Below are 14,935 nucleotides of genomic sequence, written 5' to 3'. Positions count from 1 at the left end.
GGATGGAATGGGATGGGCCAGTATACCCACACTTGCCGCATCCCCCGCCACGCTATACGCCGCCTATGCACAGGTACTTGATCACAAGGTAGTCGTCGATGCCGTAGTGCGATCCTTCGCGTCCCAGGCCGGACTGCTTGACGCCGCCGAATGGCGCCACCTCGTTCGAGATGGCGCCCGTGTTGACGCCCACCATGCCACTTTCCAGGCCTTCCGCGATGCGCCACATGCGGCCGATATCGCGTGTATAAAAATAGCTGGCCAGGCCGAATTCGGTCGCATTCGCCTGGGCCAGCACCTCGTCGTCCGTGTGGAAGCGGAACAGGGGTGCCAGCGGGCCGAAGGTTTCCTCGTGCGCCACACGCATGTCCGCAGTGACGCCGGCCAGCACAGTGGGTTCGAAAAAGCTGCCGCCCAGCGCATGGCGACGCCCGCCGGTCAGCAGGCGCGCGCCCTTTTCCGTGGCGTCGGCGATGTGTGCCTCGATTTTTCCCACGGCGCGCAAATCGATCAGCGGACCTTGCGCAACGCCCGCGTGCATGCCGTTGCCCACTGTCATGCCGGCCACGGCGGCCGCCAGTTTGTGCGCGAAGATATCGTAGATGGCGTCGTGGACGTACAGGCGGTTGGCGCACACGCAGGTCTGGCCCGCGTTGCGGAATTTCGAGGCAATGGCGCCTTCCACTGCGGCGTCCAGGTCGGCGTCCCCGAAGACGATGAAGGGGGCATTGCCGCCCAGTTCCAGCGACAGCTTCTTGACCGTAGGCGCGCACTGCTGCATCAGTATCCTGCCCACTTCCGTCGAGCCGGTGAACGTCAGTTTGCGTACGACGGGATTGGCGGTCAGTTCGCCGCCGATGGCGCGCGAGGCGCCCGTCAGTACATTGAAGACGCCTGGCGGCACGCCAGCCCGCTCGGCCAGCACGGCCAGCGCCAGGGCCGAATATGGCGTCGCCTCGGCCGGTTTCAGGACCATGCTGCAGCCGGCCGCCAGCGCGGGAGCGGCCTTGCGTGTGACCATGGCAGAGGGGAAGTTCCACGGCGTGATGGCTGCACACACGCCAATCGCCTCCTTGGTCACGAGCAAGCGCTTGTCGGTGGCGGGCGAAGCCAGGGTTTCGCCGCTGACCCGCTTGGCTTCTTCGGCAAACCATTCGATGAACGAGGCCGCGTAGGCGATTTCCCCAGTTGCCTCGGCCAGCGGCTTGCCCTGTTCGGCCGTCATGATGCGCGCCAGGTCGTTTGCATGCTGCAGCACCAGCCCATGCCAGCGGCGCAGGATGGTGCTGCGCGCCTGCGCCGTCTGCTTGCGCCATGCCGACCAGGCCGCTTCGGCCGCACCGATGGCGCGCCGCGTTTCGGCCGCGCCCATCTTCGGCACGCTGCCCAGCAGTTCGCCGGTAGCCGGATTCGTGACGCCGATGGTGGCGCCGTCGTCGGCATCGCACCAGCGGCCGTCGATATATGCCTGCTGGCGCAGCAGGGTGGGGTCGTTCAGTTGTAGCGCGGGATGTAGCATGGGTCTCCTCCATCGGTGAATGTTCCTTTTTATAGTACGCCTGCCGTACTATTATTTGTCAAGCACATTTTCTGGATGGGGGGGGCGTTTATTTTTTCTGTTTCTGGTGCAGCCAGATCTTGCTCAGCGACAGGTGCAGCGCTTCGCGCTCCGCTGCGCTGAGCGGCGAGACTATGTCGGCGCAAGCGTGCCAGAAGTCGGGCATGGCGCCGTGCAGCAGGTCGCGTCCCTGCTGGGTCAGCTCCAGGCGCAGGCTGCGGCGGTCTTCCTCGCGCGCCTTGCGCGCCAGTAGTTCGCGCTGTTCCAGCCAGTCGATCAGGCCCGTCACGCTGGAGCGGGTCACGCCAAAGTAGGCGGAGATGAAGGATGGCGTCAGGGCCTCGACTTCCAGCAGGCCTCGCTCCGCCAGGTCGAACAGCATCAGGATATCGAGTTTATTCTCCGATACGCCGTGCGCCGCCAGTGCGCCATTCACGGCGGCGTTGATGTCGTCGCCGAGCCACAGCATCAGCATGCCGGTGACCGCCATCTGGCGGTCGGTGCCGCGCCGCGCCGTCTTTTTCATTAGCTCCAGGTGGGGCGACAGTGCCTGTTCGGCGCTACGCGCCGCTGGCGGCGTGATCGATTCGGTATTGCGTGGGCGTGCGGTCATGGCGGCATCGGGGCAGGGAAAGATGGCCGATTATAAATCGTTCGCCGATGATGGCGAAGTGTGTTGAAAATAATACGTCTAACGTAGTATGTTGACTTAGTACGCTAGACGTACTATATTTTAAAAGAGCGGCCGGCGAGGCCGGTTTGTCAATGATGAATGAGGAGACAAGATGGGTATCAAGGTATTGGAGTTGCACCATGTCGGCTTTGGCGTCAGCAATGCGCAGGCCGAGCAGATGCTGGCGTTCTATCACGGCTTGCTGGCCCTGCCGCAGGATGAGACGCGATGGCATATCCCCGGCATCCAGGGCTACTGGATCAACCTGCCGAACGGCACGCAGCTGCACATACTGGGCAGTGATGGCCCGTCGCCGTATGCCAAGGGGCCGGGCCTGGATCCCGTCAACAACCATATCGCCGTGGGTGTGGAAGACGTGCAGGCAGCGGAAGCCGAATTGCAGCGTCGCGGCATCGCCTACTTCACGCTCGACAACGTCGCTTCGCCCAGCCTGAAGCAGCTGTTCATCCACGACCCGGCCGGCAACATGGTCGAGCTGCACCAGAAAAATGCGCGCCGTCCCGGCATCGCCAAGCCGGCGTCCGTGGATCGCTGATGTATTTCGACCTCGACACGCTCGATGGGGCCGGCCGCAACAAGTTGCTGCACGCCACCATCATTCCACGGCCTATCGCTTGGGTCACTTCGCTCGATGGGCACGGCGCCGTCAACGTGGCGCCCTTTTCGTTTTTCAACCTGATGTCGGGCGATCCGCCGCTGTTGTGCCTGTGCATCGGCGCGCGCAACGGCAAGCCCAAGGACACGGCGGCTAATATCGCCGCGCGCGGCGAGTTCGTCGTCAACCTGGTGTCGCGCCCGCTGGCGCGGCGCATGAACGTGACGGCCATCGATTTCGACGCGGATGTGGATGAATCGCTGGAAGCGCAGCTGGCGCTGGCGCCCAGCCGCCAAGTGGCAGTGCCGCGCCTGGCGGACAGTCCGGCCTCGTTCGAATGCCGCACGCGCCAACTGATCGACATCGATGGGCGGCGTACCCTGGTGCTGGCCGATATCGCCGGCATGCACGTGATGGACGCCGCTGTCAGCGACAGCGCGCGCCTGTACATCGACCCCGCACCCATGCAGCTGATCGCCCGCCTGCACAACCCGGGCTGGTACTGCGGCATCGGCCAGGCATTCCAGATGCCGACGCCGACGCCGGAGCGCTGGCGCCAGATGCAGGCCGCCGGCGAGGCGCAGGACTACCTGGCCGGCGTTCCCGGCCAGCAATCGCAGTCATAACTACCAAGGAAAGCACATGCTGGAACCTGCATTGATAGAGCAGTTGGCTCGCCGCCTGTACCAGGCGGAGCGCAGCAGACAACAGATACGCCAGATATCGCTGGAGCATCCGCAGATCGACATCGCCGACGCCTACCGCATCCAGCGTCGCTGGGTGGACATGAAGCTGGCGGACGGGCGTACCCTGGTGGGCCACAAGATCGGCCTGACCTCGCGCGCCATGCAGATGGCGTCGCAGATCGAGGAGCCCGATTTCGGCGCGCTGCTCGACGATATGTTCTGGGACGATGGCGCGGCCATTCCCACTGAACGTTTCATCGTGCCGCGCGTGGAGGTGGAACTTGCCTTCATTCTCGGCAAGCGCCTGCAAGGGCCGCACGTCAGCCTGTTCGACGTGCTCGATGCCGTGCGCTACGTGGAGCCGGCGCTGGAAATCATCGACGCCCGCTCCGAGCAGGTCGACGGCGCCAGCGGCAGGCCGCGCAAGGTATTCGACACCATCGCCGACAATGCCGCCAATGCTGGCGTGGTGATGGGCGGGCGTCCCGTGCGCGTTGATGCGCTGGACTTGCGCCGGGTCGGCGCCATCTTGTCGCGCAACGCCGTCATCGAAGAAACGGGCCTGGCTGCCGGCGTGCTGAACCATCCGGCCAACGGCGTCGTGTGGCTGGCCAACCGGCTGGCGGCGCATGGCGTGGCGCTGGAGGCGGGACAGGTCATCCTCAGCGGTTCGTTTACGCGTCCCGTGTATGCGCGGCGCGGCGATGTCTTCCATGCCGATTATGGCCAGCTGGGCAGCGTCGCCTGCAGTTTCGTATGAGCGGCATGGAACTGGCGGCGCACAACGGCTTCAAGCTGGCCCTGCGCGAAGGCCGGTTGCAAACGGGCTTGTGGCTGGGCCTGGCCAATGCCTACACAGCCGACGTGCTGGGCGGCAGCGGTTTCGACTGGCTGCTGATCGACAGCGAACATGCGCCCAATACCGTCGACGCCATTCTGGCGCAGCTGCAGGCGTTGGCCGGGCACAGCGTGCACGCCGTGGTACGCAGCGGCTCCGACGACTCCGTGGAGCTCAAGCGCCTGCTCGACATCGGTGCCACCACCGTGCTCATTCCCATGATCGACAGCGGCGAGCAGGCGGCGCGCGCCGTAGCCGCCTGCCGCTACCCGCCGCAGGGGCGGCGCGGCGTGGGCGCTGCCCTGGCGCGTGCCTCGGGCTGGAATCGGCAGCCGGACTACCTGGCGCGGGCGAACGATGGCGTGTGCGTGCTGTTGCAGGTGGAGAGCCTCGCCGGCCTCGCCGCACTGGACGATATCTGCCGCACGGACGGCGTCGACGGCGTCTTCATCGGCCCGGCGGACCTGGCGGCCGACATGGGTCATTTGGGCAATCCCTTGCACTCCGAAGTGCAGCAGGCGATTGAGGCGGCCATCGCCACCATTGCCGCGCATGGCAAGGCGCCCGGCATCCTGATGGGGGCCGAGGCGTTGGCGCGGCGCTACATCGCGCTGGGGGCACTGTTCGTTGCCGTCGGCACGGATGTATCGCTGCTGGCGCAGGGCGCGCAGGCGCTGGCGGTACGCTACCGTGCCATGCCTGCCGCCATGTTGCCGCGCGAGGGGCAAGTGTATTAGATGGCAGTATTGCGAGATGAAAACGAAAAAAGCCCATCCGTGAGGATGGGCTTTTTAGTACTGCGCATTCGTGGTAGGCCGTGCGGGATTCGAACCTGCGACCAACGGATTAAAAGTCCGCTGCTCTACCAGCTGAGCTAACGACCCGAAAGAGGCCGCATTATATATCAGTTGAAAAAGAATGCAAAGCATTCCTGCGAGAAAGTGCTGGCCTGCTAATGCAGGGCTGCCGTGAGTTTCAGCACTTCGTCGATGCTGGTTGTGCCATCGATGATTTTGCGCGCGCCGGCGATGCGCAGTGGCGTCATGCCGTCGAGGATGCTCTGGCGGCGCAGCGCGTGCAGGTCGGCGCCGGCCTTGACCAGCTGACCGAATGTTTGCGTCACGCTCAGCAGTTCATAAATGCCGGCGCGCCCCAGGTAGCCGCTATGCCGGCACAGTGCGCAACCGACGGGGCGGTACGCGGCGGCCGGCCGCTCCAGCTGGCCGCCCGTCAGGCGTTGCCATGCCGCGACTTCCGGGGCGGCGTCCAGCTGTTTGCAACCCGCGCACAGGCAGCGCAGCAAGCGCTGCGCCAGCACGCCGATCAGGCACGCTTCCAGCAGGTAGGCGGGCAAACCCAGTTCCAGCAGGCGCATGACGGCCGAGGGCGCGTCGTTGGTGTGCAGGGTCGACAACACCAGGTGTCCCGTCAGCGCCGCCTGGATGGCCATCTCGGCCGTGGCCAGGTCGCGGATCTCTCCCACCATGATGATGTCGGGATCTTGCCGCATCAGTGCCCGCACGCCATCGGCAAACGACAGTTCGATGCCGGCCTGGGTTTGCACCTGCATCTGGTTGAAGGCCGGCTCGACCATTTCGATGGGGTCTTCCACCGTGCACACATTGACTTCGCTGCTGGCCAGCGCCTTCAAGGTGCTGTACAGGGTACAGGTCTTGCCCGAGCCGGTAGGACCCGTCACCAGCACGATGCCGTGCGTGCGCGCCGTCAGCTGGCGCCAGCGTTCGGCATCCGCCGGCGGAAAGCCCAGGTCAAACAGGCTCTTGACGGCCACTTCGGGGTCGAAGATGCGCATGACGAGTTTTTCGCCGAAGGCCGTAGGCAAGGTCGACAGGCGCAGCTCGATTTCCTGGCCCTGCGCATTGCGCGTCTTGATGCGGCCATCTTGCGGGCGGCGTTTTTCCACCACGTCCATGCGCCCGAGTAACTTGATGCGCGCCGTCATGGCCAGCAATACCACGGGCGGCAGCTGATAGGCCTGGTGCAGGCGGCCGTCGATGCGCAGGCGCACGAGGCCCGCGTCGCGCTTCGGTTCCAGATGAATGTCGGAAGCGCGCTGGGCAAACGCGTATTGCCACAGCCAGTCGACGATGCGTACGACGTGCTGGTCGTTGGCGTCGAGGCTGGTCTTGTTGCGCCCCAGTTCCACCAGTTGTTCGAAATTGTGGCGCAGCGCCAGGTCTTGCGTGGACGCTTGCCGGGCTACCTTGACGGAACTGGCCAGGCTGAAAAATTGCGCGATGGCGTCGGCGATGTGCAGCGGGTTGGCGATGACCAGGCTCAGCTTGCGCGGTGCCAGGTTTCCCAATTGCGCCTGCCAGGCGAGCGCATATGGCTGGGCCGTGGCGATGACGATGCGGTCATGCGTGCTTTCCACTGGCAGGATGTTGAAACGGGCCGCATAGCCGGCCGTCATGACGTCGGCCACTTGGCTGAAATCGATGTGCAGGGGATCGATGCGCACATACGGCAAGCTCGAACGTTGCGCCAGCCAGGCGCACAGGGTGTCGAGCGTGAGTGCGCCGTGGGCGATGCTGCACAGCGGATGCAGGGCCGGCGCCGGCAACAGGGCGGCCTGGGCCTGGACGACTGCCGCTTGCGCCGCATCGAGCAAGCCGTCTTCCTGCAGCCAGGCCAGCAGTTGCGGCAGTTCCAGCGGCGTGTCGGCAGAGGTGGGAGGAGGGGAAACGGGCATGGCCGGTGCCTTTCCAGGCTGCCGGCCATGCCTGGGCAGACCGGCGGTTACAGGGTGCTGACGATGCCCTTGACCCAGGACTTGGCGGGCAGCTTGGTCTCGGCGACGATCTGCTTGGCGCGCTCGAGCAGAGCGGCTTGCGCTTCGGCATCGAGTGCCACTTTCGTCTTGAACGCGATCGCCACCACGTTCCCATCATGGACTTCCGGCAGGCAGATCACCTGTTCAAACGCAAACTTCATCGCCTTGATGTTTTTCGCGTAGCTGGGGTGGTCGCCAAACAGGTTGACGGTCATGATGCCGTGCGGCGCCAGGCAGGCGCAGCAGGCGGTATAGAAATCGGCGCTATCGAGCACGGGACCGCGCGCCGTGGCGTCATACAAGTCCACCTGCAGGGCGTCCAGGGTGCCGTGATTGGCGTCGTCGTTGACGTAGTCGAGCGCATCCATCTCGCGCACGTGCAGGCGCTCATCGTTGGGCGGCAGCTTGAACATCGATTCGCAGATGGTGATGACGGACGGGTTCAGTTCGATGGCCTCGACTTGCGCCTGCGGAAACTGGCGGTAGCAGAACTTGGTCAGCGCGGCCGTGCCCAGGCCCAGCTGGGCGATACGCTGCGGCTGCTCGATCCACAGCATCCACGCCATCATTTGCTGCGCGTATTCGAGTTCCGGCCAGTCCGGCTTGCGGATGCGCATGGCGCCCTGCACCCATTCCGTGCCGAAATGCAGATAGCGCACGCCATCCATTTCCGACAGGGTGACAGGGGCGTAGCGGGGCTTGCGCGCGGGGCGCGAAGATTCGACTTGTTCGATGGATTTTCGTTTGATAAGCATAAGGCGGCCTGAAAGTGTGCCGCATTATAGCCCGTGCCGGGGCGCCATAAAAAATGCCAGCCACTGGGGCTGGCATGGTATGGGCCGCTTATTGCTGAGCGGGCTCGATCGATACACGCAGACGGATGCGCTCGCCCGGATCGTAGGACATGATGCTCGTGTAGTTGCGGCCGCGGTAGTCGTAGGTGACTTGATAGCCATTGTTGCGCGATTCCCAGTGATCGACCTGGCGGCATTGCTTGACGGCTTGTTCCTGCATGCCGCCCTGGTAATTGTTCTGGTTGTCGACGCGGTCGCCGACGACGGCGCCGGCAATCGCGCCAGCAGCGGCGGCGGCCGTGCGGCCATTGCCGCTACCGACCTGGCTGCCGAGCAGGGCGCCTGCGATACCGCCGACGATGGAGCCGCCAGCGCTGCGCTGTTGCGGCGGCGCCTGGACTTGCACGTATTCCGTACGGCATTCCTGGCGTGGACGGTTGATCTGTTCCACTTGCGGCACGACGCGCACGACCTTGCCGAAATCTTCAAAGTCGGCGGCCTGGGCGAGTGGCAATGCACCGATACAAAGGGCTGACATCATCAATTTGGCTTGCAAGTTCATTTGTAACCTCGTTATCTAGAGAATCTTTCAGGGTATTTTTTACAACTTGGGACTATAGTAATCCCGCCAGACCGGGGCAAGTGTTTCGGCTGGCAACAAAATGTAACAGCCCAAGTCCCTTGCCCCACAGTCTGTAACATGCACTTTCAATCGATACAAGATGTTGAAATGACTTGAAACCAGCGGTTTGTAACAAATCTTGCGTTTGACATCATATTCGGGTTGATTCATGCAGGACAACACGTTACCCTAATACGCGTATGGCTTATATAAAATCGCACTGAATCGCATAAAAGTTGATACAGATCGAATCACCGCGTGCGCATTGACCCGCGTGCGGGGATGCAATAAGAAGAGCAGCTAGAAGAGATCCATACATAACAGGTCGATTTGAGGGAAAAATGAGTTTGTTACTAACCGTGCCGCCCAACCTTGTCCAGTCCATCCGTGCCTTTCGCGTGACCGAATTACAAGACGAGGCGATCCGTCTCGGGCAGCACTTTTTATATGCGCATTGCAACGCTGGACAGACCAAACAACAAGTCATCGGCATTATTGCAGAAGCATTCCTGTTCCCGAAAAACCTGGCGAAGAATTTCGATGCCCTGCGCCTGTGCCTGACGGACACCATGTTCAAGGCGGGCACGCAGACGGGTTTCCTGGTGGTGCTCGAGCAATTGCCAAATACGCAAAAATTCGACAAGGAAGCGCGCGAGATCCTGCTCGACGTGTTCCGCGACGCGGCCGACTACTGGGCCGAGAAGAAAGTCCCGTTCCGCGTCTTCTATTCGTTCGAGTAAGCACTTACTCTCGTTGCGGTAGCGTAAAATCAGCCTTTTTCCCGCTTGGCAGACAGCATTGTCCGGCGAAAGCGCTTGTTGTGCGAGTATGTTGCGGCGCAACAATATCGCCGGCCTTTCTTGGTTCGCATCGCCATAGCGGGTACAATGCGCGCTATGAAAAATATCGTTATCCTCATTTCCGGACGCGGCAGCAACATGGAAGCGGTCGTACGCGCGGCGCAAGCCGAGCAATGGCCAGCCCGTATTGCCGCCGTCATCAGTAACCGGGCCGATGCCCAGGGATTGGTTTTTGCCGCGGAACATGGGATAGCGACCGCAGTCGTTGCCAACAAGGATTATGCCAGCCGCGAACAGTTCGATGCGGCGCTGCAAGCCGTGATCGACGGTTTTGCCCCCGACTTGGTCGTGCTGGCCGGTTTCATGCGCATCCTGACGCCGCCCTTCGTCGAGCATTACGCGGGGCGCATGCTCAATATCCATCCGTCGCTGCTGCCGTTGTTCCCGGGCATGGCGACACACCGCCAGGCGCTCGAGGCTCGTGTAACGGAACACGGCGCGACCGTGCATTTCGTGACTGCCGAGCTCGATCATGGCCCGGCCGTGGCAAGCGCGAAAGTCCCCGTCTTGCCAGGTGACACAGAAGAGAGCTTATCGGCGCGCGTGCTGGTACAGGAACATCTGCTTTACCCGCGCGCCATCCGCCTGTTCATTGACGATAAACTGTCAGTCGAGCATGGCCAGGTCCGCGTGGACCCTCAATAAAATATTACAGAAAGAATAACAATGAGATTGCCACCAGCGATACTTGCCAATGCTGAAGAAGTATTGCGCGAAATTTTACGTTTCACCGCCCCGGCCGACACCACCCTGTCGCGCTATTTCCGCGACCATCCGCGCCTCGGTTCGCGCGAACGCGGCGCCATTGCCGAAGGCATCTATGCCGTCCTGCGCAACAAATCGTTCTTCACGGACTTTGCCGAAGCGGGCAGTGGCCCGACCATGCGCCGTTTGACCATCCTTGGCCTGGCCGAAGCGGTGGGCGCCGATTCGCTGGGCGGCCTGACGGAAGAAGAAGTGGAATGGCTGGAACGCATCACGCAGATCGACCGCAGCCTGATGCCGTCGAACATGCGCGCCAACATGCCGACCTGGCTGTTCGACAAGCTGATCGCCCAGTTCGGCGAAGCGGAAACCATGAAGCTGGCCGATGCGCTGAATGCGCCGGCGCCGCTGGACTTGCGCGTGAACTCGCTCAAGGCTACGCGTGACGACGTGATGCTGGCCCTGGCCGAAGCGCCGATCCTCAGCACGCCAACGCCATATGCGCCGCTGGGCTTGCGCGTGATCAAGAAGCCATCGTTGCAAAACCTGCCATTGTTCCAGAGCGGCGCCATCGAAGTGCAAGATGAAGGCAGCCAGATCCTGTCGCAAATCGTCGGCGCCAAGCGCGGCGAAATGGTCGTTGATTTCTGTGCCGGCGCGGGCGGCAAGACGCTCGCATTGGGCGCACTGATGCGCAACACGGGCCGTTTGTACGCATTCGACGTGTCGGAAAAGCGTCTGGCCAAGCTGAAGCCACGCATGGCCCGCAGCGGCCTGTCGAACGTGCATCCGGTGCAGATCGCGCATGAGCGCGATGCCAAGATCAAGCGTCTGGCCGGCAAGATCGACCGCGTGCTGGTCGATGCTCCATGTAGCGGCCTGGGCACCCTGCGCCGCAATCCGGACGTGAAATGGCGCCAGCAGCCGAACTCGATCGTCGAACTGCAAGCCAAGCAGGCAGCCATCCTGGCCGGCGCGGCGCGCCTCGTCAAGGGCGGCGGCCGCCTGGTGTACGCCACCTGCAGCTTCCTGAACGAAGAAAACGATTTTATCGCCGAGCAATTCCTGGCGGCCCATCCAGACTTCACCCTGGTGCCGATGAACAAGGTGCTGGCGGAACAGAAGATCGAGCTGGAAATGGGCGACTACCTGAAATTGTTGCCGCACTTGCACCAGACCGACGGCTTCTTCGCCGCCGTGTTCGAGCGCAAGGTCATGCCGAAAAAAGTCTACGCCGATGAAAAGCCGGCCGACGACGTTGACGCTGAACAAGCTGAATAAGTTTGTCACGGGCCATCGCTGCAGCATCGCAGCGGTGGCCATGCACTTGCGCCAGCCAGTCTGGCGCAGGCTGTGGGCACCCCGCCCGTTTGTTTTCCCGCACCACCTTCCAGATTCCATCCGCCATGAATGAAACCCCGCTGCTCAACCTGATCACTGACTTTGTCGACGATTTCCGTCAACCGGCCATCTTGTGGCAGGCGCTGGCGATCGTTGCCTGCCTGGCCCTGAGCTGGCTGCTGGTGCGGCAGTTGCGCGTGTTTCTGCACCAGCGGGCGGAAGCGGCCGCGACGCCTGCCACGCCGGAAACCCTGCAGCGCACGGATAGCTTTATCCGCATCCTGACGCCCGTGCTGGCGGCCATGCTGCTGGGTATTGCACAGCATTTCCTGGCCAAGTTCCAGTCGGTGAATCTGCTCAGCATTGCCATCCCCCTGTGCACGTCGATGGCGCTGGTGCGCTTCGGTTTTTACGTGCTGCGCCGCATTTTTGCCCGCCATGGCGATATCAGCCCCACCATGTTGCTGCTGGAAAAGATCTTCACGATCGTTGTATGGGCCGGCATGGCCCTGTACATCACAGGCCTGTGGCCGGAACTGCATACCTTCCTGGAAAGCATCGTCGTGCCGCTGGGACGCAACAAGGTGTCCGTGGCTGCCATCTTGCAAGCCGCTATTTCCGTGGCCGTGCTGCTGGTGCTGGCCATGTGGGCCGGTACCTCGCTCGACGAGCGCCTGATGAAAATGCAGGGCCTGCACACGTCCTTGCGCGTGGTGCTGTCGCGCATGGGGCGCGCCGTGCTGATCCTTGTTTCCGTGCTGGTCAGCCTGTCGCTGGTGGGTATCGATCTGACGGTGCTGTCCGTGTTTGGCGGCGCCTTCGGCGTGGCGCTGGGCTTTGGCTTGCAAAAGATCGCCGCGAACTTCGTCTCCGGTTTCATCATCCTGCTCGACCGCAGCCTGACCATCGGCGACATGATCACGGTCGGTCAATTTACGGGCAAGGTCACGCAGATCAATACGCGCTATACTGTGTTATTGGGTGGCGATGGGGTTGAATCCATCGTGCCCAATGAAATGCTGATTTCCGGCGGCGTGCAGAACATGTCGCTGAGCAACCGCATGGTCTGGCTGTCGACGGCCGTGTCGGTGGGGTACGAAACGGACCTGGACGTCATCTTCCCCTTGCTGGAAGAGGCGACCGCCAAGGTGCCGCGTGTGTCGCAAAGCAATCCGCCATCGGCTACCCTCGTGCGTTTCGGCGCCGACGGCCTCGATGTGCAGATCGGCTTCTGGATCGCGGATCCGGAAAACGGCACGGGCGGCGTGAAGTCGAATGTGAACCGCGCCATCTGGCGCACCTTGCAGGAACATAAGGTCACTGTACCGTTTCCGCAACGCGAACTGCGTATTGTTGGTACGCCTCCTGCCCCGCTTGCCAGCGCTGCAGACGGTGAGTCCACGCCATCCGGCACCCAGCCTTAACCTCGCTGCCTGCCTCCGATTTTGCCTGATAGCACCCATTAGGGCGTACAATCACGCCTAAAATTAACTCTGCCGGACCTCCAGAGTCACTGGAGCGACCGTGCGCACGCCCTGTCCACTTGGAGTAGTAGTAATGACATTGAGTTCCGTTTTACACGACGTTTTGCAGTTCATGGCAACTGGCATTACCGATCTGTCCGCATGGCAAGTTTTCCTGTATACCATGGTGGTCACCCACATCACGATCGCCAGCGTCACGATTTACCTGCACCGCCACCAGGCCCACCGGGCGCTGGAATTGCATGCGCTGCCCAGCCATTTCTTCCGTTTCTGGCTGTGGCTGACGACGGGCCAGGTCACCAAGGAGTGGGCCGCCATCCACCGCAAGCACCATGCCAAGTGCGATACGGAAGAAGATCCGCACAGCCCCGTGACGCGCGGCATCAAGAAAGTGTTCTGGGAAGGCGCCGAGCTGTACCGCGCTGAATCGAAGAACATGGAAACCATGACTAAGTACGGCCATGGCACGCCGACGGACTGGATCGAGCGCAATCTGTACACCAAATACAGCTGGCTGGGCGTGGTGATCCTGTTCTTCGTGAACTTCGCCCTGTTCGGCGTGATCGGCATTTCCGTGTGGGCCGTGCAAATGATGTGGATCCCGATCACGGCGGCCGGCATCATCAACGGCATCGGCCACTACTGGGGCTACCGCAACTACGACTGCGCCGACGCGGCCACCAACATCATTCCTTTCGGCATCTTGATTGGCGGCGAAGAGTTGCACAACAATCACCATACCTATGCGACGTCGGCCAAGCTGTCGTCGAAATGGTATGAAATCGATATCGGCTGGGCGTATATCCGCGCGCTGGAAATGCTGGGCCTGGCCAAGGTGAAAAAGCTGGCGCCAGAACCGAAGTTTTCGCACGGCAAGCTGGAAGCGGACTTCGAGACCTTGCAGTCCGTCATCGCCAACCGCTACGACGTGATGGCCAAGTATGCAAAATCGATCAAGCATGCCTGGAAGGAAGAGCTGGAACACCTGAAACACAAGGCCGAGCTGGAAAAACGCTTCCTGAAATCGTCGCGCAAGCTGATGCAGCGCGAACCTGGCAAGCTGGCCGATGCGCATCACGAACAGCTGTCGGAACTGTTCCAGCACAGCAAGGCGCTGGAAACCATGCACCACATGCGCGTGGAACTGGGCGCGATCTGGGAGCGTTCCCACTTTACGCGCGAGCAATTGCTGCAAAAGCTGCAAGACTGGTGCACGCGCGCCGAAGCGTCGGGCATCAAGTCGCTGCAGGATTTCTCGTTGCGCCTGCGCAGTTATGCATAAGTAAGCTGCCGCAGCAGATAAAAGCCCTGGTTTCCGGGGCTTTTTTTTCGTCGCGACAAAGGTGAAGAGAGTCGGCCGAAAATCAGGGCGAAAAAAAACCGCTCATCAGAGCGGCTCTTTTTACAGAACACAATATCAATTACTTGATTTTGGTTTCTTTGTACGTTACGTGCTTGCGTGCTTTAGGATCGAATTTCATGATCTCCATTTTTGCAGGCGTCGTACGCTTGTTTTTGGTGGTCGTGTAGAAGTGACCCGTACCGGCGGTCGATTCTAACTTGATTTTGTCGCGGCCTGATTTTGCCATGATAGCTCCCTTATTCTGCTAATTAGACTTTTTCGCCACGAGCGCGCATATCGACCAATACGGCGTCGATGCCGACTTTATCGATGACGCGCAGACCGGCGTTGGACAAACGCAGGGAGACCCAGCGGTTTTCAGATTCAACAAAAATACGACGATTCTGCAAGTTAGGCAAAAAACGACGTTTGGTTTTGTTGTTTGCATGGGAAACATTGTTGCCGACCATCGGCTTCTTCCCAGTGACTTGGCAAACACGTGCCATGGCGCACTCCTTAAAGATATTCCAAATTGGAAAAACGAGAGTATATCCAAAATAAGCCGATTTATCAATGACTTGCGAAAAACAATTGTGTCATGTTGTATTGAAATAATTTAACA

The 14,935-nt window shown here is 61.3% G+C and carries 16 protein-coding genes and 1 tRNA gene; 9 read left to right on the top strand and 8 right to left on the bottom strand.

Annotation, left to right across the window (positions count from 1 at the left end):
* Positions 1-52: 52 nt before the first annotated feature.
* Complete coding sequence (locus MRBLMS1_RS08650; protein ID WP_485878879.1) at positions 53-1,519, bottom strand: NAD-dependent succinate-semialdehyde dehydrogenase; 1,467 nt, start codon at positions 1,517-1,519, stop codon at positions 53-55.
* Between the two features lie 88 nt (positions 1,520-1,607).
* Positions 1,608-2,171, bottom strand: a complete 564-nt coding sequence (locus MRBLMS1_RS08645) for a MarR family winged helix-turn-helix transcriptional regulator (RefSeq protein WP_485878877.1) — start codon at positions 2,169-2,171, stop codon at positions 1,608-1,610.
* Between the two features lie 172 nt (positions 2,172-2,343).
* Here MRBLMS1_RS08645 and MRBLMS1_RS08640 point away from each other — a divergent pair, with 172 nt between their 5' ends.
* The 4 genes from MRBLMS1_RS08640 to MRBLMS1_RS08625 are packed head-to-tail and all read left to right on the top strand — an operon-like array spanning position 2,344 to position 5,108.
* The gene (locus MRBLMS1_RS08640) at positions 2,344-2,787 is read left to right on the top strand and encodes a VOC family protein (protein WP_456150808.1); all 444 of its coding nucleotides are present in this window, start codon (positions 2,344-2,346) and stop codon (positions 2,785-2,787) included.
* Positions 2,787-3,473 carry a flavin reductase family protein gene (locus tag MRBLMS1_RS08635; RefSeq protein ID WP_485878874.1) on the top strand — a complete coding sequence of 229 codons (687 nt, stop codon included), beginning with the start codon at positions 2,787-2,789 and terminating at the stop codon, positions 3,471-3,473. The genes MRBLMS1_RS08640 and MRBLMS1_RS08635 overlap by 1 nt, the downstream gene beginning before the upstream one ends.
* A 16-nt stretch (positions 3,474-3,489) precedes the next feature.
* Positions 3,490-4,293, top strand: a complete 804-nt coding sequence (gene hpaH, locus MRBLMS1_RS08630) for a 2-oxo-hept-4-ene-1,7-dioate hydratase (protein ID WP_485878872.1) — start codon at positions 3,490-3,492, stop codon at positions 4,291-4,293.
* A 5-nt stretch (positions 4,294-4,298) separates the two neighbouring features.
* Positions 4,299-5,108, top strand: a complete 810-nt coding sequence (locus tag MRBLMS1_RS08625) for an aldolase/citrate lyase family protein (protein WP_456151009.1) — start codon at positions 4,299-4,301, stop codon at positions 5,106-5,108.
* 71 nt (positions 5,109-5,179) lie between these two features.
* Here MRBLMS1_RS08625 and MRBLMS1_RS08620 read toward each other — a convergent pair.
* The 4 genes from MRBLMS1_RS08620 to MRBLMS1_RS08605 all read right to left on the bottom strand — a co-directional run bounded on the left by MRBLMS1_RS08620 (position 5,180) and on the right by MRBLMS1_RS08605 (position 8,521).
* Positions 5,180-5,255: transfer RNA gene (locus tag MRBLMS1_RS08620), tRNA-Lys, on the bottom strand.
* Between the two features lie 68 nt (positions 5,256-5,323).
* Complete coding sequence (locus MRBLMS1_RS08615; RefSeq protein WP_485878870.1) at positions 5,324-7,084, bottom strand: GspE/PulE family protein; 1,761 nt, start codon at positions 7,082-7,084, stop codon at positions 5,324-5,326.
* Between the two features lie 47 nt (positions 7,085-7,131).
* Positions 7,132-7,920, bottom strand: coding sequence for a class I SAM-dependent methyltransferase (locus MRBLMS1_RS08610; protein WP_034747444.1), 789 nt, complete (start codon positions 7,918-7,920; stop codon positions 7,132-7,134).
* 88 nt (positions 7,921-8,008) lie between these two features.
* The gene (locus MRBLMS1_RS08605; RefSeq protein ID WP_128142141.1) at positions 8,009-8,521 is read right to left on the bottom strand and encodes a glycine zipper 2TM domain-containing protein; all 513 of its coding nucleotides are present in this window, start codon (positions 8,519-8,521) and stop codon (positions 8,009-8,011) included.
* Positions 8,522-8,922: 401 nt separating this feature from the next.
* Here MRBLMS1_RS08605 and MRBLMS1_RS08600 point away from each other — a divergent pair, with 401 nt between their 5' ends.
* From MRBLMS1_RS08600 to MRBLMS1_RS08580, 5 genes are all read left to right on the top strand, one after another.
* Entirely contained in the window at positions 8,923-9,321 is a 399-nt protein-coding gene (locus MRBLMS1_RS08600) for a barstar family protein (protein ID WP_034747450.1), read from the top strand.
* 156 nt (positions 9,322-9,477) lie between these two features.
* Positions 9,478-10,086, top strand: a complete 609-nt coding sequence (gene purN / locus MRBLMS1_RS08595; protein ID WP_034747453.1) for a phosphoribosylglycinamide formyltransferase — start codon at positions 9,478-9,480, stop codon at positions 10,084-10,086.
* Positions 10,087-10,107: 21 nt separating this feature from the next.
* A complete protein-coding gene (locus tag MRBLMS1_RS08590; RefSeq protein ID WP_102292656.1) occupies positions 10,108-11,427 on the top strand; it encodes an RsmB/NOP family class I SAM-dependent RNA methyltransferase in 1,320 nt (439 codons plus the stop codon).
* Positions 11,428-11,552: 125 nt separating this feature from the next.
* Complete coding sequence (locus MRBLMS1_RS08585; RefSeq protein ID WP_485878866.1) at positions 11,553-12,911, top strand: mechanosensitive ion channel family protein; 1,359 nt, start codon at positions 11,553-11,555, stop codon at positions 12,909-12,911.
* A gap of 172 nt (positions 12,912-13,083) precedes the next feature.
* Complete coding sequence (locus MRBLMS1_RS08580; protein ID WP_411268328.1) at positions 13,084-14,253, top strand: DesA family fatty acid desaturase; 1,170 nt, start codon at positions 13,084-13,086, stop codon at positions 14,251-14,253.
* A gap of 139 nt (positions 14,254-14,392) precedes the next feature.
* On the opposite strand, the gene rpmG is transcribed toward MRBLMS1_RS08580, so the two are convergent.
* Both rpmG and rpmB read right to left on the bottom strand, forming a co-directional pair.
* Positions 14,393-14,560: a 50S ribosomal protein L33 gene (gene rpmG / locus MRBLMS1_RS08575; RefSeq protein WP_010400929.1), complete on the bottom strand. Its 168-nt coding sequence runs from the start codon at positions 14,558-14,560 to the stop codon at positions 14,393-14,395.
* Positions 14,561-14,582: 22 nt separating this feature from the next.
* Complete coding sequence (rpmB, locus tag MRBLMS1_RS08570; RefSeq protein WP_010400928.1) at positions 14,583-14,819, bottom strand: 50S ribosomal protein L28; 237 nt, start codon at positions 14,817-14,819, stop codon at positions 14,583-14,585.
* Positions 14,820-14,935: the final 116 nt, after the last annotated feature.

The sequence above is a fragment of the Massilia sp. LMS1-1-1.1 genome (genome assembly GCF_040815535.1).
GTDB classification, from domain to species: Bacteria; Pseudomonadota; Gammaproteobacteria; order Burkholderiales; family Burkholderiaceae_D; genus Janthinobacterium; species Janthinobacterium aestuarii.
Note: the sequence above shows the minus strand (reverse complement) of the source record. Positions and strands in the feature narration are given on the sequence as shown.